19 protein-coding genes are annotated in these 22,524 nt (G+C 51.5%); 17 read left to right on the top strand and 2 right to left on the bottom strand.

The genetic code is table 11. The features are described from left to right. Positions 1-28 precede the first annotated feature (28 nt). The 16 genes from nosZ (at position 29) to ACG2E4_RS07820 (ending at position 19,384) form a co-directional block, all read left to right on the top strand. The gene (gene nosZ, locus ACG2E4_RS07895; protein WP_395257699.1) at positions 29-1,954 is read left to right on the top strand and encodes a Sec-dependent nitrous-oxide reductase; all 1,926 of its coding nucleotides are present in this window, start codon (positions 29-31) and stop codon (positions 1,952-1,954) included. Positions 1,955-2,032: 78 nt separating this feature from the next. Then, positions 2,033-2,647: a hypothetical protein gene (locus ACG2E4_RS07890; protein ID WP_395276204.1), complete on the top strand. Its 615-nt coding sequence runs from the start codon at positions 2,033-2,035 to the stop codon at positions 2,645-2,647. A gap of 19 nt (positions 2,648-2,666) precedes the next feature. Continuing rightward, positions 2,667-3,104 (top strand): nitrous oxide reductase accessory protein NosL, encoded by a 438-nt coding sequence (locus ACG2E4_RS07885; RefSeq protein WP_395257609.1) that lies wholly within the window; start codon positions 2,667-2,669, stop codon positions 3,102-3,104. Between the two features lie 222 nt (positions 3,105-3,326). Next, positions 3,327-4,577: a nitrous oxide reductase family maturation protein NosD gene (locus tag ACG2E4_RS07880; RefSeq protein WP_395257607.1), complete on the top strand. Its 1,251-nt coding sequence runs from the start codon at positions 3,327-3,329 to the stop codon at positions 4,575-4,577. Further along, positions 4,574-5,284, top strand: coding sequence for an ABC transporter ATP-binding protein (locus ACG2E4_RS07875; protein ID WP_395257605.1), 711 nt, complete (start codon positions 4,574-4,576; stop codon positions 5,282-5,284). The genes ACG2E4_RS07880 and ACG2E4_RS07875 overlap by 4 nt, the downstream gene beginning before the upstream one ends. After that, entirely contained in the window at positions 5,281-6,072 is a 792-nt protein-coding gene (locus ACG2E4_RS07870; RefSeq protein WP_395257603.1) for an ABC transporter permease subunit, read from the top strand. The genes ACG2E4_RS07875 and ACG2E4_RS07870 overlap by 4 nt, the downstream gene beginning before the upstream one ends. A gap of 377 nt (positions 6,073-6,449) precedes the next feature. After that, positions 6,450-6,803: a PRC-barrel domain-containing protein gene (locus ACG2E4_RS07865; protein WP_395257601.1), complete on the top strand. Its 354-nt coding sequence runs from the start codon at positions 6,450-6,452 to the stop codon at positions 6,801-6,803. Positions 6,804-6,842: 39 nt separating this feature from the next. Continuing rightward, entirely contained in the window at positions 6,843-8,225 is a 1,383-nt protein-coding gene (hemN, locus tag ACG2E4_RS07860; RefSeq protein WP_395276203.1) for an oxygen-independent coproporphyrinogen III oxidase, read from the top strand. Between the two features lie 10 nt (positions 8,226-8,235). Then, positions 8,236-10,929 (top strand): pyruvate, phosphate dikinase, encoded by a 2,694-nt coding sequence (gene ppdK, locus ACG2E4_RS07855; protein ID WP_395276202.1) that lies wholly within the window; start codon positions 8,236-8,238, stop codon positions 10,927-10,929. Beyond that, positions 10,929-11,996 carry a COX15/CtaA family protein gene (locus tag ACG2E4_RS07850; protein ID WP_395257595.1) on the top strand — a complete coding sequence of 356 codons (1,068 nt, stop codon included), beginning with the start codon at positions 10,929-10,931 and terminating at the stop codon, positions 11,994-11,996. Before ppdK ends, ACG2E4_RS07850 begins: the two co-directional genes overlap by 1 nt. A gap of 186 nt (positions 11,997-12,182) precedes the next feature. Continuing rightward, positions 12,183-12,896, top strand: coding sequence for an iron-sulfur cluster repair di-iron protein (ric, locus tag ACG2E4_RS07845; RefSeq protein WP_395257593.1), 714 nt, complete (start codon positions 12,183-12,185; stop codon positions 12,894-12,896). A 109-nt stretch (positions 12,897-13,005) separates the two neighbouring features. After that, positions 13,006-14,823, top strand: coding sequence for a hypothetical protein (locus ACG2E4_RS07840; protein ID WP_395257591.1), 1,818 nt, complete (start codon positions 13,006-13,008; stop codon positions 14,821-14,823). A 327-nt stretch (positions 14,824-15,150) separates the two neighbouring features. Then, on the top strand, positions 15,151-15,777 hold the full coding sequence (locus tag ACG2E4_RS07835) for a hypothetical protein (protein ID WP_395257589.1): 627 nt from the start codon (positions 15,151-15,153) through the stop codon (positions 15,775-15,777). Between the two features lie 28 nt (positions 15,778-15,805). Next, positions 15,806-17,035 carry a hypothetical protein gene (locus ACG2E4_RS07830; protein WP_395257587.1) on the top strand — a complete coding sequence of 410 codons (1,230 nt, stop codon included), beginning with the start codon at positions 15,806-15,808 and terminating at the stop codon, positions 17,033-17,035. A 59-nt stretch (positions 17,036-17,094) separates the two neighbouring features. Beyond that, entirely contained in the window at positions 17,095-18,375 is a 1,281-nt protein-coding gene (locus ACG2E4_RS07825; protein WP_395257697.1) for an acetyl-CoA hydrolase/transferase family protein, read from the top strand. A 574-nt stretch (positions 18,376-18,949) separates the two neighbouring features. Beyond that, positions 18,950-19,384: a Bor/Iss family lipoprotein gene (locus ACG2E4_RS07820; RefSeq protein ID WP_395257585.1), complete on the top strand. Its 435-nt coding sequence runs from the start codon at positions 18,950-18,952 to the stop codon at positions 19,382-19,384. 91 nt (positions 19,385-19,475) lie between these two features. Here the strand turns inward: ACG2E4_RS07820 and ACG2E4_RS07815 are convergent, their stop codons facing one another. Next, positions 19,476-20,036, bottom strand: coding sequence for a plastocyanin/azurin family copper-binding protein (locus tag ACG2E4_RS07815; protein WP_395276201.1), 561 nt, complete (start codon positions 20,034-20,036; stop codon positions 19,476-19,478). Positions 20,037-20,429: 393 nt separating this feature from the next. Continuing rightward, positions 20,430-21,392 (bottom strand): DUF4097 family beta strand repeat-containing protein, encoded by a 963-nt coding sequence (locus tag ACG2E4_RS07810; protein WP_395257581.1) that lies wholly within the window; start codon positions 21,390-21,392, stop codon positions 20,430-20,432. Between the two features lie 228 nt (positions 21,393-21,620). Between ACG2E4_RS07810 and ACG2E4_RS07805 the strand changes: the two genes are divergently transcribed. Next, entirely contained in the window at positions 21,621-22,472 is an 852-nt protein-coding gene (locus tag ACG2E4_RS07805; RefSeq protein WP_395276200.1) for a proline dehydrogenase family protein, read from the top strand. Positions 22,473-22,524 lie beyond the last annotated feature (52 nt).

The following is a 22,524-nucleotide window of genomic DNA, read 5'->3' as shown; positions in this document are numbered from 1 at the left end:
CGGGCTCTGGTCGCTTGCTGCGGTAGTGATGTTCTCACTGCTGGCAATGGGCTGTTCTTCGAACGGCGATCTGGGATCGAGTTCCGATGCAGCACAAAAGGTATATGTAGCACCCGGTGAACATGACGAATTTTACGGGTTTATGTCTGGTGGCTATAACGGCCAGCTGGGTGTATATGGAATACCATCCGGCCGGCATATCTTTACGATCCCGGTGTTCTCACAGGCGCCGGTGAATGGTTACGGTTACAGCGAAGAGACCAAGGCGATGCTTCAGACCACCGACGGGTTTGTGCCCTGGGGCGACGCCCACCACCCGGAGCTTTCTCAAACGAACGGCGAGACCGATGGCCGCTGGATCTTTATCAATGAAAACAATACGCCCCGAATTGCCCGAATTGGACTGGATGATTTCAAAACCCAGGAGATCATTGAGATCCCCAACTCAGCGGGGAATCACGCCTCCTCTTTTGTGACGCCCAACACGGAGTACGTGTCGGCGGCCACCCGGTTCAGCATACCAATGGACGAGGAGGACCTGCAGAATATGGATGTGCCTATCGATTCCTACGAGGATAACTTCAAGGGCACCATCTCTTTTATCAAGGTGTCGGAAGAGGGTGAGATGAATATCGATTTCCAGATCATGATGCCCGGCTTTAACTACGACCTTTCACATGCCGGAAAAGGTCCCTCTGACGGATGGTCTTTCTTTACGAGCTATAACAGCGAGCAGGCCCACACGCTGCTGGAGATCAACGCCTCAAAGAATGACAAGGATTTTATCGCGGCTGTTAACTGGAAGAAAGCGGCCGAATATGCCGCCCAGGGTGAGGGCCGGATGATACCCGGCGAGCATTATCGCAACTACATCGACCATGAAGAGGGCGGTATCGCCAAGAGTGAAGTTATTGAAGAAGTGCGCGTACTGGACCCGCGGGAGCTGGAGGGTCTCGTGTATTTCCTCCCCACGCCCAAATCACCCCACGGGGTGGATGTGGATCCCACCGGCCGGTATATCGCAGCGGGGGGTAAGCTCTCGACTGTGATTCCGGTACACTCCTTTGAAAAGATTCAACAGGCCATCGCCGAAGAGAATTTCGCCGGCGAAGTGATGGGCATTCCGGTTCTCGATTATGATTCCATCCTGCACGGAGAAGTCCAGGATCCGGGCTTGGGTCCACTGCACACTGAGTTTGACGGCGAGGGAAATGCCTATACCACGGCCTTTATCTCTTCTGAAATTGTGAAGTGGGACGTGGAAACACTGGAGGTGACAGACCGAATCGATGTGTACTATTCACCGGGTCACCTGATGATTCCGGGCGGCGACAGCCAAAATCCCGATGGAAAGTACCTGGTGGCGCTTAACAAGATCACCAAGGATCGCTACCTGCCCACGGGTCCCGAGCTGTTTCACTCTGCCCAGCTGATCGATATTTCCGGCGATAAAATGCAGCTGCTGCTTGACTTCCCCACCGAGGGCGAACCGCACTACGCGCAGGGAATTGCAGCCGAAAAGGTGATCGAGCGGCAGAAACAGTATTACAATCTTTCAGAAACAACTCACCCACACGCCACGACCAGCGAGAAGCAGGCGCGGGTTGAGCGCAACGGTAACGAGGTTCACGTGTATATGACGGCGATCCGAAGCCACTATATGCCCGACAATATTGAGGGTATAAAAGTGGGGGATGAAGTCTATTTCCATGTAACGAACCTTGAGCAGGCATGGGACGTGCCGCACGGTTTTGCCGTGAAGGGCGCCAACAATGCCGAGCTGCTGATCATGCCGGGCGAAACGCTTACGCTCAAGTGGGAACCTAAAAAAGCGGGTGTAGTGCCGTTCTACTGCACCGACTTCTGCTCCGCCCTGCACCAGGAGATGTCAGGTTATGTGCGTGTTTCACCGGCTGACTCCGACGTGGAGTTGTCATACGGTACGGGCAATTAGAATATCTCAATCCTGTAGAGGGGAGGGTGAAAGCTCCCTTCTTCCTTTCACTGAAAAATAAATATTGAACCCAGAACCATGAGCTCCAAACAAAGAATCGGAATGGCCCTCGCCGCCCTGCTATTGCTCCTGATCTATTTTTTCCCGCTCTGGAGTATCAGCATGGAAGCACCGCAGTACCCGGAGGGCATCGGTATGAATATTACGGTCAACAATATTGAGGGGAAAAGTCCCCACGACCTGGAGAATATAAATGGACTGAATCACTATATCGGGATGAAACCGATTTACCCGGAGTCTATCCCCGAGTTAAAGATCATGCCGTTTATCTTTGGATTCCTGATTGTATCCGGGCTGGCCATCGCATGGCGGGGCAACCGCAAGTGGATCCTGGCCTGGCTGGGTATATTTGTATTGCTGGCTATTGCGGGACTGGTGGACTTCTACATCTGGGGATATGACTACGGGCATAACTTAAATCCCAATGCCCCGATCAAGGTACCGGGCATGACCTACCAGCCCCCGCTTATCGGCAGCAAGCAACTGTTGAATATTAACGCTATATCTCAGCCTCACATAGGGTTTTATATAGCGCTGCTGTCCATGAGTGTGGCGGGACTGATCTGGTGGAAAACAGGTAATTCAAAAGGAGCTGGTAAAAAGCAGGCAGATAACAAGAAAGCAGCTGCATAATAATGAAGTGAACTGAACCATGACCTCAATCAAAAAAATATTGCTGATGGCATTGCTGGTCCTTCTGGCGTCGTGCAGCCAGGAACCGGCCGAACTGCATTACGGAAGCGACGAGTGTGCCCACTGTAAGATGATGATCACCGACAACCGGTTTGCCTCCCAGGTTGTTACGGATAAAGGCAAAGCGTTTAAGTTTGACGCCATTGAATGTATGGCCGTTTATCATCGAACCAACAGCGATGAGCTGGAAGGTGCCAGGTTATGGGTCAGCAACTATGCCGATCCCGGCGAATGGCTTCCCGCCATGGAGGCACAGTTTGTGAAAAGCGAGGTTGTCAACAGTCCCATGGGCGAATCACTGCTGGCGTTCCCCTCCGGGGAAGCGGCATCCCAGCATCTGGAGGACTATCCCGGCAAACTGCTGAGCTGGGATGAGGTCTCCCAAACGGAGATGTAAATGTTAAGGTCTAAAGGATATGATCTTTGGTTTGGTATTATTCCTTCACTGGTGCGAGCGTCTCGCTCGTACCATATACACGTCAAAGTTACAAAAAAGGCACAAGCGAGACGCTTGCGTCAGTGTCTGAGAGGTTAGATGATCTTGCCCCGTGTGTATGCACGGTTCTTGTTCATTGTATTTGCAAGCCCAAACACACATTTAATTAACAAGGATTGAGAAATGTGGACAAAAAAAGAAATAAAAGGATTATTAATAATGCTGTTGCTGATGGTGGCCGGTCAAACCGCCCGGGCGCAATCGGTGACGGTGGCAAAAAACGGTCCGATTTCCTCCGTCCAGCAGGGTATCAACCGCGCTGCGCCGGGGGATACGCTCATCGTCAAAGAGGGCCGGTACATGGAATATGACGTCACCATAAACAAACCGCTGACGCTTATCGGGGAAGGCGATGTCACGATAGACGGCGATCGCAAAGGGTTCGTGCTGGTTGTCTCCGCTGATGATGTGACGGTTAAAAATATTGAAGTAACAAACGCCAGCACCAGTTTCATGGAGGATTATGCCGGAATCCTGGTAGAGGATACCGACAACACGGTGATCGAAAACGTTACCCTGACTGATAACTTTTTCGGAATCTACCTGGCAAAATCCTCGAATGCGGTGCTGAAAAACAATCATATTACCGCCTCCGGCATTCGGGAAACGAAATCCGGAAACGGCATTCACCTCTGGTATTCCAGGGATACCAGAATCGAAGATAACTACGTCAAGGGACACCGCGACGGCCTCTATTTTGAGTTCGTGGACGGAGCCACCATATCCGGAAATCTTAGTGAGCAAAATATCCGCTACGGGATCCACTTCATGTATTCCGACAACTGCCGCTACGAAGGCAACACCTTCCGGGACAACGGCGGCGGCGTGGCGGTGATGTACACCACAAATGTAGAGATCATCAACAACCGGTTTGAGGATAATTGGGGCTCCTCGGCCTACGGGATGCTGCTTAAAGAGATTAACCGCAGCAAAATTGTGAATAACGAGTTTAACAACAACTCGGTGGGCCTGTACATCGAATCTACGAACCGGAACGATATTCGCGGCAACACCTTCCGGCAAAACGGCTGGGCCATAAAGCTGATGGCCAACTCCACCGACAACCTGTTCAGTGAAAATAATTTTTTGTCAAACAGTTTCGAGGTGTCAACCAACAGCATGAAAAACTACAACGAATTCAGGAACAACTACTGGAGTCAATATGAAGGGTATGACCTGGACCGGGACGGGGTCGGTGACATCCCCCACCGTCCAGTGCGCCTGTTCTCAATACTGGTGGAAAAACAGCCGCAGTCACTGCTGCTGTTGCGCAGCCTGCTGATCGACATCCTGGATGCCGCTGAACGCATCATGCCTGCGCTCACCCCAGAAACACTTATTGATCCCCAACCGAAAATGACCGAAGTATCATGATTTCAATACAAGGATTACAAAAGAAATTTGGTCCCCTTACCGTGCTTGATGACATCACGCTCGAGATCCCCTCCGGCCAGGCTACCGGTATTGTGGGACCCAATGGCTCCGGGAAAACCACCACCATCAAGACCCTGCTGGGGCTGGTCCGGCAGGATGCAGGAAATATTTTGATCGACGGGCAGTCTGTCGCCGGGCGGTGGGATTATCGTCAAAAAATCGGCTATATGCCGCAGATTGCGCGTTATCCCGAAAACATGACGGTGAGCGAACTTTTTGCGTTTATCAAGGAGGTCCGCGACGTGGAACAGACGAATGAAGAAGTGTTGATCAACCATTTCGGTCTTGCGCCGGAGCTGAACAAGAGAATGCGCACGCTCTCCGGGGGGACCCGTCAAAAAGTGGGAGCCGTGCTGGCGCTGATGTTTGACCCGGAGATTCTGATTTTTGATGAACCCACGGCGGGTCTCGATCCCCATTCCAGCGTGCAGTTCAAAAAGCTGCTGCATCGCGAAAAGCAAAAGGGAAAAACGGTGCTCCTCACCTCCCACATTATGAGTGAAATCGAGGAGCTGGCGGATTACCTGATTTTCCTGGTGGAGGGAAAAATCCGGTATCACGGCCCCATGAAAGAATTGATCGAAAAACAACAGGAACAGCGGCTTGAAGGCGCCGTGGCAAAAATGATGGAGGAGACCGCAGCATGAAGGCATTCACAATCTTAAAATACCAGTGGAAAGACCTGTTCCGGGGTAAGTGGATTATCGGTTATGCCCTGATCTACCTGATCATAGCAGACGCCATGATCCGGTTTGGCGGTACGGGTCCCAAGGCGATGCTCAGTATTGCCAACATCATGCTGCTGTTGATCCCTCTCGTCGGCATGATCTACGGGGCGCTCTACCTGTACCAGTCGCGCGAATTTACCGAACTGCTGCTGGCCCAGCCGCTGAACCGCTCCACGCTGTTTTGGGGGCTGTTTGGCGGCCTGTCGGTGCCCCTGGCGCTTGCATTTACCGCCGGGGTGGGTCTGCCGATGGTCTATACCGGAATGGTCGCCACGGCAAGCCTGCAATCCACACTGCTGATATTAGTACTCGGAAACCTCTTGACCCTGCTGTTTACCGGCCTGGGATTTTGGCTGGGACTCCGGTTTTTTAACGACCGTATCAAGGGACTCGGGTTTGCGCTGGTCGGCTGGCTGTTCCTGGCCGTAATCTATGACGGACTGGTGCTGCTGGCGATCTTTTTGCTGGGCGACTATCCCATAGAGGAACCGATGCTGGCCATGACCATGCTGAATCCGATAGACCTGGCGCGGATCACCGTGCTGCTGGAATTTGACGTCTCCGCCCTGATGGGATACACCGGCGCGGTGTTCAATCGCTTTTTCGGCAGTATGCTCGGCATCGGCGTGGCGGGTTTCTGCCTGTTGCTCTGGCTGGTTGTGCCGCTCTGGAGAGGAAGCCGCCTGTTCCTGAAGAAGGATTTTTAGCTCGTGAAAGGTTGCCGTCAGGTTGCCGCGTTATCGTCTCCGGTATTGTATTGGGTTCGTTTTTTTGCCCATCCGGGGAATGAATATCCAGGGTGATGTGGCAGCGAGGCTTTTAAATATTGATAGTGCGGTTAAAATGAGAGGACTTTGCCAAACATTCGAATCACCGTTCGGAGGGAGTTGCACTCCCGCTTTAAGCGGCTATAGAAGGTCGGTGGTACAACCATCTCCTCCCAACTTAAGCATCAGGTTCTGCAAAGCCCTTAATGAACCAGTCATAATTCTGGTAACCCGGCACAGTAGTTGCATAATCAATACCAGCTCCATGAGCAGTAGAAAATAATTCAGATTCAAAACGCAAAAAAGTAAAAGATAAGATGAAGAATAGTGTACAACTGGTAACGGATATCATGGGAACAAAAATAAAGACTCCCGCGGGTGAGGATATCGGCGTGGTTCAAAATGTGATGCTTAATCCCCGGAGCGGGGAGATTGTGTATATCGTGCTGTGTTACGCCAACTTTTTTGGGAAGAGCAACCGTCACTTAGCGATGCCCCGTACCTGCCTGGCAATCAGGGAGGAGCACGGTTCATCCTTCTATTTTGAGATTGAGAAGGAGACACTGGAAAAGGTGCTGAAGCGGAGGCCTTCGGTGCTTCACAAAGATTGTGTCTATGAGCTTTCCCAGGAAGCCACGGAATTTATCCCAAAACAGATCTTTGCAAACTGATCTCGGAATTTTTTCCAGCTCAATGAGATAATACAACAAATGGATGCTTCAAACATAGATATCGATCTTATCAAAAAGTACAACGTGCAGGGTCCGCGCTACACCTCGTATCCCACGGCCGTCCAGTTCAGGGAAGTGGGAGAGAAGGCGGTCCCGGATTTGAAAAAGTATCTTTTGGAGCATAATCGAAAACCCCGGCCGATATCCCTCTATTTTCACATTCCCTTCTGTTTTTCGCTCTGCTGGTACTGCGGCTGCACCAAGGTGATCACCAAGGACCAGGACCGGGGCGACCTGTACCTGGAGTACCTGGACCGGGAAATGGACCAGGTAAAAGCCTTGATGCACCCGGAATCCCCTGTCGTCCAAATTCATTTTGGAGGCGGCACTCCGACCTTTTTGACGCCGGTTCAGCTTAAACGGCTCGGGAAATCTATCCGCGAACGGTTCAATACTTCGGGGGATACGGAGTTCAGCGTGGAGATCGATCCACGCCGCTGCACGCGCGATCATATCCGGACCCTTCGCTCTATCGGCTGCAACCGGGCATCGCTGGGCGTGCAGGATACCAATCCCAAGGTGCAGGAGGCGATTCACCGAATTCAGCCGTTCGGGCAGACCCGCCGCGTTACGGGGTGGCTGCGGGAGGAGGGTATCGATTCCATCAACTTTGACCTGATTTACGGGTTGCCGCGCCAAACACGGTCAACATTCCGCAAAACGATGGACGACGTGCTGCAGCTCCAGCCCGACCGCCTGGCCGTGTACAGTTACGCCCACATCCCGCAGGTGATGCCGTCCCAGAAGCTGTTGAATGTGGATGAGATGCCCTCTACCGACGAAAAGCTGTCCATGCTCGTGGATGCCATATCCCATTTTACGGCAAACGGCTACCGCTTTATTGGGATGGATCACTTTTCACGAAAGGATGAGGAGCTGTCCCGGGCGATGGACCACGGCACCCTGCAGCGCAATTTCCAGGGCTACAGTACCCTAGCCGGGGCTGACCTGTACGCCTTTGGCATGTCGGCCATATCTAATGTTGGAGAGATCTACTGGCAGAACAGCAAGGAAATGAATGAATATTACGAAGCGTTAAGTAATAACACCCTGCCGGTGCGCAAACTGTTGCAGCTTTGCAAGGACGATCGGATCCGCAAAGATGCAATTATGCAAATCATGTGCAGGATGGGCCTCAGCGGTTCTGAGATGGAGGAAAAATGGGGCATAGTATTTGATACCTACTTTAGTGAGGCACTCAAAAAGCTGGCCGGCCTCGAACGGGACGGACTGGTCACAATCAGCGGAAGTGAAATCTCAATTACTGAACAAGGTCGACTCTTCCTGCGTAATATTGCGATGTGTTTTGATCGATACCTGGATGAGGTGAAGGTCGACCGCAAATTTTCAAAAACGGTATAAGGAGCAGATTATGGAAACAGAGAAAATGGTGTACAAGTTCGGAGGCGGTACCGCAGAAGGCGATCGGGCAATGAAAGCCCTGCTCGGGGGCAAGGGAGCGAACCTGGCGGAGATGAGCAGTATTGGTCTTCCGATCCCTCCCGGGTTTACTATTTCAACCAAAGTATGCCAGTACTACAGCGAAAATGACGGGCAGTGGCCTGAGGGACTGGAAAGCCAGGTTCAGGAATCTATTCATCATATCGAGGAGCTGATGGGACTGAAATTCGGAGATTCCTCCAATCCCCTGTTGGTGTCGGTGCGTTCGGGCGCTGCCCAGTCGATGCCCGGCATGATGGACACGGTGCTGAATCTCGGTCTTAATGATAATTCGGTGCGGGGACTGGCGAAGAAAACAGACAACGAGCGGTTCGCCTACGACTGCTACCGGCGCTTTATCGATATGTTCGGCGATGTGGTCATGCAGGTACCCCACGAAGCGTTTGAAGAAGCCCTGCAGCGCCTGAAAGACGAAAAGTCGGTGGAACTGGATACCGAGCTGGAAGTGGAGGATATGAAGGAGCTGGTGGACCGCTACAAGGCGGTGTATCGCAAGCATACCGGCGATATGTTTCCACAAAACCCGCAGGAGCAGCTGCACCACTCCATCAGCGCCGTATTCGGGTCGTGGGACAGTGCGCGGGCGGTCAAATATCGGAGAATCAACAAAATTACCGGTCTGCTGGGCACGGCTGTAAATGTGCAGGCGATGGTATTCGGCAATATGGGCAATGATTGTGCCACGGGCGTCTGTTTTACGCGGAACCCCTCCGACGGCGAAAACGAGCTGTACGGTGAATTCCTGGTCAATGCCCAGGGAGAAGATGTGGTGGCTGGAATACGGACCCCGAGGAATATAAATGAGCTTAAAAAAGTGATGCCGGAAACCTACCATGAGCTCCGCGAGTTTACGAACAAGCTGGAGCGCCACTACCAGGATATGCAGGATATCGAGTTTACGGTTCAGCAGGGAGAGCTTTTCATCCTTCAGACCCGAAACGGGAAACGTACCGGGGCTGCAGCCGTAAAGATTGCGGTAGACATGGTGGATGAAGGTATCCTGGGCAAGGATAAAGCGGTGCAAAACCTGGTGCAGCCCAATCACCTGGACCAGCTCCTGCACCCGCAGTTGGATGAGTCATCCGTGGACAACGATGAAATCATCGGCAAAGGGCTGCCCGCCTCACCCGGGGCCGCCGTCGGAAAAGTGGTATTTGATTCCGAAACGGCCGAGGAGATGAAGGAGAAAGGGGAGCCGGTTATCCTGGTGCGTATCGAAACCAGCCCCGAAGATGTGGGGGGCATGTCTGCCGCGGAGGGCATTTTGACCTCACGGGGTGGAATGACGAGTCATGCCGCCGTGGTCGCACGCGGCTGGGGAAAACCCTGCGTGGCCGGTTGTGGCGACATCATCATCAATTATGAGAATCAAACCTTTACCAACGGTAAGATCACGGTTCATGCCGGCGACTGGATATCGATTGACGGCGCGCACGGTACGGTGATCAGCGGCAAAAAGGAAGTGGAGCCGCCCAAATTTGATGACAACTACCATGCCTTCATGAAATGGGTGGATATGTTCCGCGATATGGATGTGCGAACCAATGCGGATACACCTGAAGATGCCGCCAAGGCGCGCGAATACGGGGCCCAGGGCATCGGGCTGGCCCGCACCGAACACATGTTTTTTGGAGAAGAGCGGATCAAGGCGATGCGTCGCATGATCATCTCGGAAAGTGAAGAGGAGCGGCGCGAGGCTCTCAAGGCCCTGCTGCCGTACCAGAAGCAGGACTTTGTCGACATATTTGAAGCGATGGAAGGCCTGCCGGTGACGGTGCGCCTGCTCGATCCCCCGCTGCACGAGTTCCTCCCGGACGAGGACGAGGAGATTGCGGCGCTGGCAGAAGACCTGGGGATCAGGGAGACAGAGCTGAAGCGGAAAATTCGCCTGCTCAGCGAGTTTAACCCGATGCTGGGGCACCGCGGCTGCCGGCTTGGTATAACCTATCCGGAGATTACCGAGATGCAGGCCCGGGCGATACTCGAGGCCGCTGTTGAGATCAGGAAAAAAGGCAAAGAGGTCATTCCGGAGATCATGGTTCCCCTCGTGGGAACCTCCGAGGAGTTTATCCACGAGCGGCATGTTATCGACCTGGTCGCTAAAAAAGTGTTTGAAGAGCAGGGCGAAAAAGTGGACTATAAAGTGGGTACCATGATCGAGATTCCCCGTGCCGCCATCGTGGCCGACAAGATCGCTTCCGAAGCGGAATTTTTCTCGTTCGGAACCAACGATCTCACCCAAATGACCTTCGGTTACAGTCGCGATGACGCCGGTAAATTCCTGGAGCTCTACCTGGATGAGGGCATCCTCAAGAACGATCCCTTCCAGGTGCTCGATGAAGAGGGCGTAGGCTCGCTGGTGCGCATGGCGGTTGAAAAAGGGCATGAGGCAAAGCCCGATCTCAAGATGGGCATCTGTGGCGAGCACGGAGGAGATCCGAGCAGCGTCGCCTTCTGCTACAATCTTGGCCTCAACTACGTTTCCTGCTCCCCGTACCGGGTGCCGGTGGCACGGCTCGCGGCCGCACAGGCGCGGCTCAGGGGGGAGTCAACCGAAGAGTTGGGAAAAGGTCGCGAGGAAAGTGAAGAGCTCGTCTCCAACTGATGCGGAAATCGGGGCACAAAAACGATCGCGCTGTTGCTTTCTGGCTCTGGACCGGGGCCGGCCTGGTTCTCCTGATGGTGGCCATCGGGGGTATTACCAGGCTGACCGGCTCGGGGCTTTCCATGACTGACTGGAATCTGCTGCTGGGAGCCGTTCCTCCCACCGGCCATGAGAGCTGGATGGAGGTTTTTAACCGGTACAAGCAGTTCCCGGAATACCAGCAGGTGAATGCGGGAATGACACTCGCGGAATTCAAAAAGATCTATTTCTGGGAGTACCTGCACCGGGTAACCGGTCGCTTTATCGGCATCGTTTTTGTTGGACCGTTTCTCTGGTTCTGGTATCGCGGCTATTTTAACCGGACTCAGCTCAAAAAGCTCTTGGGACTGTTCTTGCTGGGAGCCGCCCAGGGTGGGATGGGCTGGTTTATGGTTAAAAGTGGCCTGGTTGACGTACCCTATGTGAGTCACTACCGGCTGGCCGCACACTTGGTACTGGCATTTTTGTTGTTTGGATTTTGCGTGTGGCTTGCCCTCGATCTGCAAAGGGCGGATGCGAACAAAACGACCGTCCGGGCATCTAACACGGACGGCTTGTTCGGCTGGATGTATGGTATCGGGGCATTACTTGTATTACAGGTCGTATGGGGAGCGCTGGTTGCGGGTCTCAAGGCGGGATACATCTACAACAGTTTTCCCCTGATGAATGGGATGGTTTTACCGGGAACGGTATGGTCGCTGGAGCCGCTGATATTGAATTTTGTCGAAAATCCCGCATTGGTACAGTGGAGTCACCGCATACTGGGCACATTGTTGGCTGGAATGGTGATCCTGTTCTGGGTACGTGTGGTCGCCGAAAACCGGGATCGCCCCATATTACTCAGGTTGACTGTACTGGTTGTGTTTGTATTGCTGCAATATCTGCTCGGGGTATTTACCCTGGTATATAATGTGCCTTTGGCGCTGGCCGTGGCACACCAGGTAATGGCACTGCTGGTTTTTGGTGCCTGGATTGTGCTCCTGCACCACTTGAAGCAGGGCACGAAAATACGGCATGAGACTTCGTGATACCAGGTTTATAGCGAACGAGTGGTTGAAATCGGTATTCTAAAAATCGTGACTATTTCGGGGATACCAGGTGGCCGCAGAAAAAAGAAAATAATAAAAGACAAAATAGTCTTATTAATTTTTTATATTGTATGCTCCTGAATTAAAGGATACGACAACGTTTTAAAATTCAACAAATACTGGATTATGATAGCAAAAAGAACAATTGGAGAAATTGTAGCAGATGATTACCGAACAGCACAGGTATTTAAGAATCACGGACTCGACTTTTGTTGTGGCGGTGGACGAACAGTGGCCGAGGCGTGTGAAAAAGAGGGTGTAGACCTGGAGTCTGTAGCCCGCGAGCTTTCGATGCTCGGAGGAAGCGCCGGCGCTTCTGACAATTACAAGGATTGGTCGGCGGACTTCCTGATCGATTATATCATAAACAACCACCACAACTATGTGCGGAACAAGCTGCCGGAGATTCATCTGTATGCGCAGAAAGTAGCCAAAGTCCACGGCCGATCGCATCCTGAAAATGTGGAGATTCTGAAGCAGTTCGAAGCGCTGGCTCCCGAACTCAGCGACCATCTTCAGAAAGAGGAGGAGATCCTGTTTCCCTATGTGAAATCGCTGGTGGTTGCCGCGAAGAGTGGAGGAAAGCGAAAAATTCCCCATTTCAAAACAGCAGCGAATCCGATCAGCATGATGGAGGCAGAACACGAAGAGGCGGGCGGCGCCATGGAGAAGATACAGGAACTCAGTAATGATTTTACGCCACCAGGTGACGCCTGCGCCACCTACCGCGTGCTGTATGCAAGCCTGGAGGAGTTCCGGGATGATCTGCACAAGCACGTACACCTGGAGAACAACATTCTTTTCCCAAAGGCGCTCGAACTGGAAAAGAGACTCAATTAAATAATCAATCTTCGGGGCCGACCATTGGCGGCTTCCTCCTGAATGCGCAAAGAGCGGTGGAAGGGCGTTGACTCTTCCACCCTGACATTCCAACTACAGCAATCTGTTTATGAATACATCCAACCACACTTTTTCCATTCCTGTCATGGGGACCGGTCATTCCATCGATTCACCAATTCGCGTGGGGCCCTACGGGATCGATTCAGTGATATCGATTGTGGATGACCTGCTGGTCGAAAAAATAAGAAAATTCTACTGTCAAAAGCTGGATTTTTCGTACTCAAATATCCCCCGAAGCGCCGAAGACGGGCGTGCGCGGCGTATCACGGCCTACCTGAACCTTGTACAGAAGATTGTGCAGGACAAGTTTGAGAAGATCAGGACGCAGCCATTTTTTGAAGAAAATGACAAGGCAAAATATTTTGAGCTGCTTCCCCCCGGCAACAGCCTGCGCAAGCTGTACGATCGGTTGATGGAAACCGGGCGCGGAACGGTTCGGGACAAGCTGGCCTGCGAGCTCTCTAGGCTGATGCAGCCCGGTTCAGTCGATGTTAACATCATGGCGAAAGTCGACGGGCTGAACTACGAGAAAAACGGGACGCCCATGAGCGCCGAATTCAGCGATGCCAACGCGGCCCTCCGGGGATACGCCAACAGCGATCTTTCATCCAGCCTGGTGTTGTCTGCGGGATTTAATCCCCGTTTGTATAACTATATTACCGAGTTTAGAGACTTTTACCGCGATGCCGCCGGACAGATTAAAAAGAAGATTATCCTGAAAGTAAGTGATTTCCGGTCGGCCCTGATACAGGGAAAATACCTGGCTAAAAAAGGCCTTGAAGTCTATGAATACCGGATTGAGTCGGGTTTGAACTGCGGCGGACATGCGTTTGCCTCAGACGGGTACCTGCTGCCCAGCTTGTTGAAGGAGTTCAGGGAAAAGCGCGAACTGTTGAGCAAGGCGGTCCAGCCCCTGATCAAAAAATACTACGAGGATGAAGGCCCCGGTTTTTCGGAGGAATGGGAAATTACCGAGCCCAGGCTTACGGTGCAGGGCGGCATTGGCACCTCCGGGGAAGCGCAACGGCTGCTGGATGATTTCGGCATGGATGCCACCGGCTGGGGCAGCCCTTTTTTGATGGTTCCGGAGGCAACTACGGTGGACAAGACCACGCGAACCTTGCTGGAAAATGCGAAAGAGCAAGACCTGTACCTGAGCGGTGTGTCTCCGCTGGGCGTCCCGTTTAATAACATCCGAAATACCGGTTCACATCAGTGGCACCAGGAGCGGATTGAGAAAGGAAAGCCCGGCTCCCCCTGTCCCAAGGGCTTTTTGGAGGCGAACACCGAGTTCACCGAACAGCCGATCTGTACCGCCTCCAACCAGTACCAGTTGCTGAAGCTGGACCAGATCAGCCAGATGGACAAGCCGGAAGCTGAAAAGGAAAAGATGCGTGAAAAGGTGCTGGGCAAGGCGTGTTTATGTGATCACCTGGGCAATGGCGCGCTGATTGACCTGGGCATCCTGGAAGAACGGAGAGCCCCGCAGGCGATCTGTCCGGGTCCCAACATCGCTTGGTTCGATCGCAACTACACCCTCCGGGAGATGGTCGATCATATCTACGGCAGGAGGGAATCGCTGGTGCCGGAGGAACGTCCCCACATGTTTGCCAAGGAGATGGTCATGTATGTGGATTACCTGGAAGACCTGGTTGAACAATGGGACGGGACCGGGGGCGAACTCAAAAAGCTCAACAAATTCAGAAAGAACCTGGAGCAAGGCATCGAATACTGTGTTGAGATTGCCGATGGAACCCCGTACAAGGATGAGAACCTCGCCTCCATACCCGAAACTGCAGAGAAGCAAATAGAACGATTGAATAATATCTTCGCAAAACTGGAAAAGGAAAATACAGTTACGGCTTGATGAGCAAAAGATCTTCAGCAAGTTTGCTTGAAGAGTACTTTGCCTTAATTCCTCGTTTTGAGGGAGTTATACTCCCGTTTAAAAGGTCAATAAGATCGGTGGTACAACCACCTCCCAACACACATAGCAGATTCTGCAAAGCTTCCTTGAACAAAATGTTCTTCAGTCAAGCTTTGTATTCCCGACGTGAGTCTTGTGTATGCTGTTATTTCAATACGCTGTTAAATTCGTATCTTGGGTCGCTGGTAACAAAATGATATGTAGTTTTTATTTCCAGATGTACCGGACAAAAAGAACGAATTCCAAATCAACCAACTTGACATCGTTATGAGGAAATTAACAGGATTGATAGCAGCCCTATTTATATGCAGCACGACTTACGTGCCAGCTGCACAGGCACAGAACGATACCCCGTCTAAAGAGCAGCAGATAGCAGCCGCGGTAAGTGCCGCTCCGCCGAACAAGCAGGAGGGGGCCAAGGTATATGGTTACACCCGGCAGGGAAAGTTGACAACCCTGCGGGAGGGGAGCAATGAACTGATTTGTCTCGCCGATAATCCGGGTGACGCACGCTTTCATGTGGCCTGTTATTACAAGGAACTGGACCCATTTATGAAACGCGGTCGGGAACTCCGTGCCGAAGGTTTGTCTCGTATGGAAGTGGACAGTATCCGAAAAGTGGAGATAGAAGCGGGCGAACTCCATTACCCGGAAAAACCGATGGGACTTTACAGCTTGTCGGGACCGCAGGATGGATTTAACTATGAAACAGGTGAGGTAGAGAAGGCGGATCCACTCTATGTAGTTTACGTGCCGTATGCCACGGAGGAATCTACCGGTATTTCGAGTACGCCGGCGGGTGAAGGCGGCTCCTGGCTGATGGAGCCCGGTACCCCGTGGTCTCACATCATGATCCCGGGCCGATCCATAGAGCCGGAAACAGCCGGGAATTAAATCACCAAAAAATACCGGAATCCCCGAAGTGCAGCTAGAGAAAAAAGTCGGACGATACCTGTGGCAGGTGATTCTGTGTTGTTTTGTACTGGCGGCACTTACCGGGGTATTGTACCGGCTGGGAATGATAATGCCGCTGCCGGCCGATTTGAGTTTGCAAAATATACGTCACGCCCACTCCCACCTGATGTTTTTCGGGTGGGCGTCCGCATTGCCGCTGCTGCTGATGTACGGGGAGATAAAGTCGATAGAAAAAAAGGAGAACTCCGGGCTAAGTTTGATCTACAGTTCACTCTGGGCAATCCTGTGTTTTGGATTGTTATCCTATCCCTTTTTTCTACTGTTTGGATATCGTCCCGTAACGGTTGGAAGCACCTCACTGCCGCTATCCGTTATCTTTTCCGGACTCGTTATGGTGGGTTGGTACCTTTTCATGGCGGGATACCTGTCAATGCGAAAACATATTGGGGAAGAAGACCGGAATGGGTGGTTCGAGGCTTCCCTGGTCATGCTCTTCATCTCTTCCCTGGGTGCCTGGGGCGTGGCGGTGGCGCAGTTTTCGGGAGTTTCGAATCCACTGGTTGGCAAGGCGTTAACGCACTTTTTCCTGGCCTGCTTCACCGAGGGATGGGTGGTTCTGGCCGCGGTTGCCCTCCTGGATGAACTGTTGGAAATAAACACCGGGTCACTTCCATTTTCGTCCCAGGTACTGATGGTCCTCATTCTGCTGGGTGCGCCCCTCACGTTCCCGTATGGAATTTCAGAAACACTGGTGACCCCGGAAATGCTCATTACGGCGCGGTCGGGCGGCCTGATTTCAGGCGCTGCGTTATGTCTGGCTATGTATGCCCTCCTGAGAAATGGAAAGCGATTAAATTCCATATTCCGCTGGCCGATCTGGCTGCTTCTTATCAAAGGGGTAATGCAGGTTGCCGCTTCCGTCATGCCGTCAGGATTTTGGTTGTCGGATCACGCTCTGCGGATTTTTTACCTGCATATACTGCTGCTCGGGGGATTTACCCTGGTCGGTATTGGGTACCTGTTCCAGGGTAGGACGCTGGGAACCTCGGTGTTTAGCGGAGTGGTGCTTTCTGTTATCCTGGTTCTGGCCAGCCTGTTGCTGTTGACGCGTCTGTGGCCGATTGCCTGGAGTGGAATGTGGGTGTATTATGTGGTGACCGCCGTGGCAGTATTACCCGCGCTGGCAGTGGGGGCGGTGTGGTGGAAATTAACAACCCAATCACCAGCCAAGCGATAAATGTTGAAGTCCAGCAATATAAAGCTATCTGCGAACTTAAAATTTATCCAAACTCTGATATTATGGAAACATTTGTAACCGCCGAAGAAGCTGTAAAATTAATCTCATCCGGTGACCGGGTGTTTGTCCACAGCGTAGCCGCTGCCCCGCACCACCTGTTGGAGGCGATGACCGCCCGCCATCAAGAGCTCAGGGATGTGGAAATAATCTCGCTCCACACCGAGGGTCCGGCCCCGTACGCCGATTCTCAATACAGTGAAAGTTTTAAAGTAAACGCCCTGTTCGTGGGAGCCAACGTCCGCAAGGCTGTCAATGAAGGGCGGGGCGACTACCTGCCGATCTTCCTGAGCGAAACCCCATACCTATTCCGTGACAATATTTTGCCGCTGGATGTAGCCTTGGTACAGATTTCGCCCCCCGACAATCACGGATTCTGTTCACTCGGCGTCTCTGTTGACGCCTCAAGGGCAGCGGTACAGACCGCCAAACATGTGATCGCCCAGGTGAATCCCAAAATGCCCCGAACCCATGGAGATGGAATGGTGCATGTTACGGAGCTTGATGCACTGGTTGACCATGAAACACCGCTCCCGGAACATATTGCTGGGGAACCCGGTGAGATTGAACAAAAGATCGGGAACTACTGCGCCGAGCTGGTTGAAGACGGGGCAACACTTCAAATGGGAATCGGCGGAATTCCCAACGCGGTGCTGAAAGCGCTAAAAAATCACAGGGATCTCGGGATCCACACCGAAATGTTTTCAGACGGTATTATCGACCTTGTAAAGAGCGGGGTTATCAACAACAAAAAAAAGAAGCGTCATCCCGGCAAGATTGTGTCCACTTTTTTGATGGGATCCCAGAAACTGTATGATTTTGTGGATGACAATCCCCAGGTGGCAATGCTTGATGTGGCCTATACAAATGATACGGCCGTTATCCGCAAAAACCCGAAGGTCACGGCGATCAACAGTGCGGTGGAAGTGGATCTCACAGGACAGGTTTGCGCCGATTCGATCGGGACGTACCATTATTCCGGAGTTGGCGGACAGATGGACTTTATACGCGGGGCCTCCCTCAGCGACGGAGGAAAGCCGATTATTGCTCTACCCTCAACCACGAGCAAGGGTATATCACGAATTGTGCCGTACCTGAAGCAGGGGGCGGGCGTGGTAACAACACGGGCTCACGTTCACTATGTTGTCACAGAGTACGGCGTGGCCAATCTATATGGAAAAAATATGAGTCAGCGGGCAAAGGCCCTGATTGAAATTGCTCATCCCGATCACCGCGATCAATTGCAGAAGGCAGCCTACGAGCGTTTCCAGGAAATGCTGTAACCTGGTATCAACACACTCCATCTTGCCCGGCGATGTTGCCAAACGTGCCACTTACAGTCCCGGTTGGTGAAATTCCCAAATTGCTCTCTATTTACGACCGTTTGGACTACCAGTATATTATTATTCCTCCTTAATCCCTATTTCCTCACCAGGAACTGTTCTTTCAGTAGGAGAAGAGAACAACGCGGCAGGCGGGGCCAATTCCTATGTAAGAAATACAGGCAAAATTAGTAGAATCTATTTTAAGATAACGCGTATACCGGTTAACAATTTGTTTTAAGCCACCTATTTCGTTAATACAGAATCACTCCTCCTGTCCTCCTTCTCCAGGGAGGAACTCCCATAGCAAAGTACATGCAATTTTTCTGCTTTCAGTGGCATGACCACCGAAAGTCCCTCTAGAGAAGAGGGATTTAGGGAGATTGGTCCTCCGAAACTAGAAAATAGGAACACTTTCAACCGGTAAACGTGTCCTAACATATTGTTTTTTATTTATTTATGTGCGAATATAGTATCGCTATTCGGTTTGAGTGAAAAAGCTGAAAGACAAAAAATAACTAAATATGGAGTGGATATGACCTTAATAAAAAAAGTAGTGCTGGCGTGCCTGGTGTTGACCGTTTCCGGATGTTATCACGCCAAGGTAACAACGGATCTGGAACCTTCCGCCCGGGTTTATGAGCAAAGTTTTGCCTCCTCCTGGATCTTTGGGCTGGTACCTCCCAAAACCGTTGAGGCGGCCGAGGAGTGCAGCAACGGAGTTGCCATGGTAGAAACCCGGTTGAGTTTTGTCAATATGCTTGTGGGAAACCTGACATTGGGAATTTATACCCCGATGCATATTAAGGTGACCTGCGCCGCGGGATCAGCTGTCCTGGACCTGGAAGAGAAGGGAACCAATGGGTTTACCGTGTTATCCCGTTCTGAAAGCAATTTTATTGACGACATCCAAAGGGCTTCTGAAAAAGCGGTAGAAACCCGGCAACCTGTTTACTTGAAAGTCAAATAGCAATTGAATTCAGTCAATTTAAAAAAAGGCCCGGTAAGAAGTATTACCGGGCTTTTGTATAATATAATTGAAAACTGAAATTTTCAGCTTACTATTCGACCACCAGTGTTCCTCTCATGCCGGCAGAATAGTGTCCGGGAAAGCTGCAGACATATTCATATTCCCCCGGGGTTTCAGGTACGGTAAAAGTGACGCTCACGGTCTCTCCACCACCGGCAAGTTCAGTTTCTGCAATAATTTGATCCGTCATATCCTGGGGGATATAATCATTTTCTTTGGCCTGAACAGCCGCGTTTATAAACGCTTTGGTATCCGAATCCAGGTAGAGCAGTACCCAGTTGTGAGCCATGGCTGTAGCGGGCAACTGGCTGCGGGTTGTCAGTTCAATTCTAATCTCTTCTCCGGGTTGTGCCGAGATCGTTTCAAGACGCACGAGTTCATCACTTGATCCCAGGTCATCGACTACGGAAATGCCCTCGGCATCACTCTCAACGGCAAATTTCATGGCATCGATACCAATGATTTCAATGGTTCGTACGTCGCTGGTGCTCTCTTCCTGGGTAGCTTGTTGTTGATCGCTGGATTCTCCACCTCCACACGCACCTACCAGTGCGATGAATGCAATAAACGTAAATATGTGTGTGAGTTTCATAACTCTGATTTTTATTATTTCGGATTATAACGATTACCTGTCCGGAATGAACAGTTTCTTTCTCTTATTACAGAAGTAAAGTATACGTTTATTGTATGAATTTATAATAAATAAATTTCTGTTTGACCCAACATCTATGACCTAGGCTGCATTTCTCACGATAATGTATGCAAAAGTCATGTACCCTGATGGCAGGCCGTATCTAGCCTCATATTTTGTCGACCTTTTTATTTGACAGGGTGTAAAGCGCTGCGAGATCTGCCCTTCAGCTGCGTTAAATGCGTTAAAGGGAAAATCTACTTGCTCAACGTACAACGGTACGTCTGCGCGGCCCTTTTCCTTGCTGAAGAATAAATTTCTTGGTGAAAATCCAGACTCCCAGCTGACCGGGAACTAATTGTAGGAAATGCGTACCCTGCCTCCGGAAGTCCGCGCCGAAAGTGTTGGTCCGCCCCCGTTTAATGAGCCAGACACCTCGTCCCGTTCAACTTCGCCGGTAAAGTTATTGAGCCTGGTACTGACTCTGCTCCCTTTGAGATCGATATTGAGGGCGATGCCATCTGGCACGCTGATATTGATGTGTCCACCGCTGGTATTGAGGGTTACCCCCTCGTCAACGCCTGTCAGTTCAGCCTCAATATTGCCGCCGCTGGTCCGGGCTTCTATGCTGCCGGCTATCTGTTTCAGAGCAATATGCCCCCCGCTGGTTCGTAAATTGATGCTGCCTTCGGCCTGCTCCGCCTCAATATGTCCGCCACTGGTGCGGGCATCCATCTGGCCGGCAAAGTCCCGGATTTCGATATGTCCGCCTGAAGTCCGTGCCTCAACTATGCCTCTCATGTTGGTCATCTCCAGGTGTCCTCCGCTGGTCGAGAGCCGTTGGTTACCCTCAATACCGGACACAGAAATATGTCCCCCGCTGGTACGGAGACGGGTTTGCATCTCCCGGGGAGTATATACCACAAAGGAGATTGAAAGATTATTTCGCCCCCAGTTCCAAAATTTGCTCTCCTTCTCCGCAATAGCTTTTACTGTGCTCCCCGACTGCGAAATATTGATATCAAAATCGTCAAGATCTGTGTCTGATGGACTCAGTTCCCGTCCCCCGCGCCGGACATACATTTCAACACGAACCAGGTCGGTTTCCGAGGCCTCCACCGTGATATGTCCTCCCGAGGTTCGAACCTCCAGCTCCCCGGGCGCATTTATATTGAACTCCTCAATTCGATAGGGATCATCGAGACCCGTTTTCAGGGTTTTGGCTGACGCTGGAATAATCAACAGAAGCGTTATCAGCAGCGAAAGGCCCATTGCAATCAGCACTTTGGCGATATAAATATTACGAGCAGTCATCATTTTCTCCGGTAGGTTATGATTTTAAAACACGAACTTGTTACGAAATCGCCTGTTAGAATGTTTCAGAAAAGGATTCGAAATTACTTTGGAAGAATGCTGAAGAACGGTTTGGCAGGGTTATTTTTCCATAACTCTTATTCTTCCTGGATACAGGGGAATCCAGCTACATTTTGTAGTCCGGATGCTTATTTTCTATACGTTTCAAAGTCAAAGAGAATAGTCAGCTAAATGAAGTTACCTTTTTTTCTTGCCAGTCGATTTGTAGCAGGAGAGACCCTGGACCAGGCGATTCCCAAAGTTCAAAACCTGAACCAAAAGGGGATCAGCGTAACCCTCGACATGCTGGGCGAAAATGTAACAAGTCGCACGATGGCTCGTGAGGCGACGGACGGTTATATCAGCCTGATTCATGGAATAGAGGAGGCGGGTCTGGACAGCACGATTTCGATTAAACTTACCATGCTGGGACTCGACATTGGCCCGGAATTTTGCCGTGATAATTTGTTCCGCTTGCTGGATGTGGCCCGGAAACGCGACCAGTTTGTGCGCATAGATATGGAGGGCTCCGACTATACGCAGGCCACTATCGATATTTTCAGGGAAGCATTTGGCAACTACGGCAGCCATGTGGGGATTGTTATCCAGGCGTACCTGCACCGCTCAAAACAGGATATTGACGAGCTGTCCGCGATGGGGGCTGACATTCGCCTCTGCAAGGGAGCATACAAGGAACCGGCGAAGGTAGCCCTGCAGGAGATGCCGGCCATACGGGAGGCGTTCAAAGAATATGCCGCCAAACTGCTGGATAGCACGCCCTGCCCGCGTATGGCCACTCATGATGACCAGTTGATAGAGTGGCTGCTGGATTACACCGAAGACCAAAAGATCGACAAGGCGCGTTTCGAAGTTCAGATGTTGTACGGGCTGCGACAGGAAACGATGGAACGACTGGCGGCACAGGGATACAACACGCGTATATATGTGCCGTACGGCACCATGTGGTTGCCGTATTTTAAACGGCGGCTGACCGAACGAAAGGAAAATATCTGGTTTGTATTGAGTACGATCTTTAAATCCTGAACACCGGTAAAGCAGAGTTGTCCACCAACATCTTAAATGAATGATCACAAGG

It is taken from the genome of Halalkalibaculum sp. DA384, assembly GCF_043951955.1.
Classification (GTDB): Bacteria; Bacteroidota; Rhodothermia; order Balneolales; family Balneolaceae; genus JAMQKA01.
This window is presented reverse-complemented; position numbering and strand designations above follow the sequence as displayed.

Coding starts and splice junctions, on each gene's coding strand:
- ACG2E4_RS07870 (WP_395257603.1), top strand. CDS start 5,281: ATGAAGGCATTCACAATCTTAAAATACCAGTGGAAAGACCTGTTCCGG.
- ACG2E4_RS07840 (WP_395257591.1), top strand. CDS start 13,006: ATGAATACATCCAACCACACTTTTTCCATTCCTGTCATGGGGACCGGT.
- nosZ (WP_395257699.1), top strand. CDS start 29: ATGTTCTCACTGCTGGCAATGGGCTGTTCTTCGAACGGCGATCTGGGA.
- ppdK (WP_395276202.1), top strand. CDS start 8,236: ATGGAAACAGAGAAAATGGTGTACAAGTTCGGAGGCGGTACCGCAGAA.
- hemN (WP_395276203.1), top strand. CDS start 6,843: ATGGATGCTTCAAACATAGATATCGATCTTATCAAAAAGTACAACGTG.
- ACG2E4_RS07850 (WP_395257595.1), top strand. CDS start 10,929: ATGCGGAAATCGGGGCACAAAAACGATCGCGCTGTTGCTTTCTGGCTC.
- ACG2E4_RS07875 (WP_395257605.1), top strand. CDS start 4,574: ATGATTTCAATACAAGGATTACAAAAGAAATTTGGTCCCCTTACCGTG.
- ACG2E4_RS07805 (WP_395276200.1), top strand. CDS start 21,621: ATGAAGTTACCTTTTTTTCTTGCCAGTCGATTTGTAGCAGGAGAGACC.
- ACG2E4_RS07865 (WP_395257601.1), top strand. CDS start 6,450: ATGAAGAATAGTGTACAACTGGTAACGGATATCATGGGAACAAAAATA.
- ACG2E4_RS07880 (WP_395257607.1), top strand. CDS start 3,327: ATGTGGACAAAAAAAGAAATAAAAGGATTATTAATAATGCTGTTGCTG.
- ACG2E4_RS07820 (WP_395257585.1), top strand. CDS start 18,950: ATGACCTTAATAAAAAAAGTAGTGCTGGCGTGCCTGGTGTTGACCGTT.
- ACG2E4_RS07890 (WP_395276204.1), top strand. CDS start 2,033: ATGAGCTCCAAACAAAGAATCGGAATGGCCCTCGCCGCCCTGCTATTG.
- ric (WP_395257593.1), top strand. CDS start 12,183: ATGATAGCAAAAAGAACAATTGGAGAAATTGTAGCAGATGATTACCGA.
- ACG2E4_RS07810 (WP_395257581.1), bottom strand. CDS start 21,392: ATGATGACTGCTCGTAATATTTATATCGCCAAAGTGCTGATTGCAATG.
- ACG2E4_RS07815 (WP_395276201.1), bottom strand. CDS start 20,036: ATGAAACTCACACACATATTTACGTTTATTGCATTCATCGCACTGGTA.
- ACG2E4_RS07885 (WP_395257609.1), top strand. CDS start 2,667: ATGACCTCAATCAAAAAAATATTGCTGATGGCATTGCTGGTCCTTCTG.
- ACG2E4_RS07835 (WP_395257589.1), top strand. CDS start 15,151: ATGAGGAAATTAACAGGATTGATAGCAGCCCTATTTATATGCAGCACG.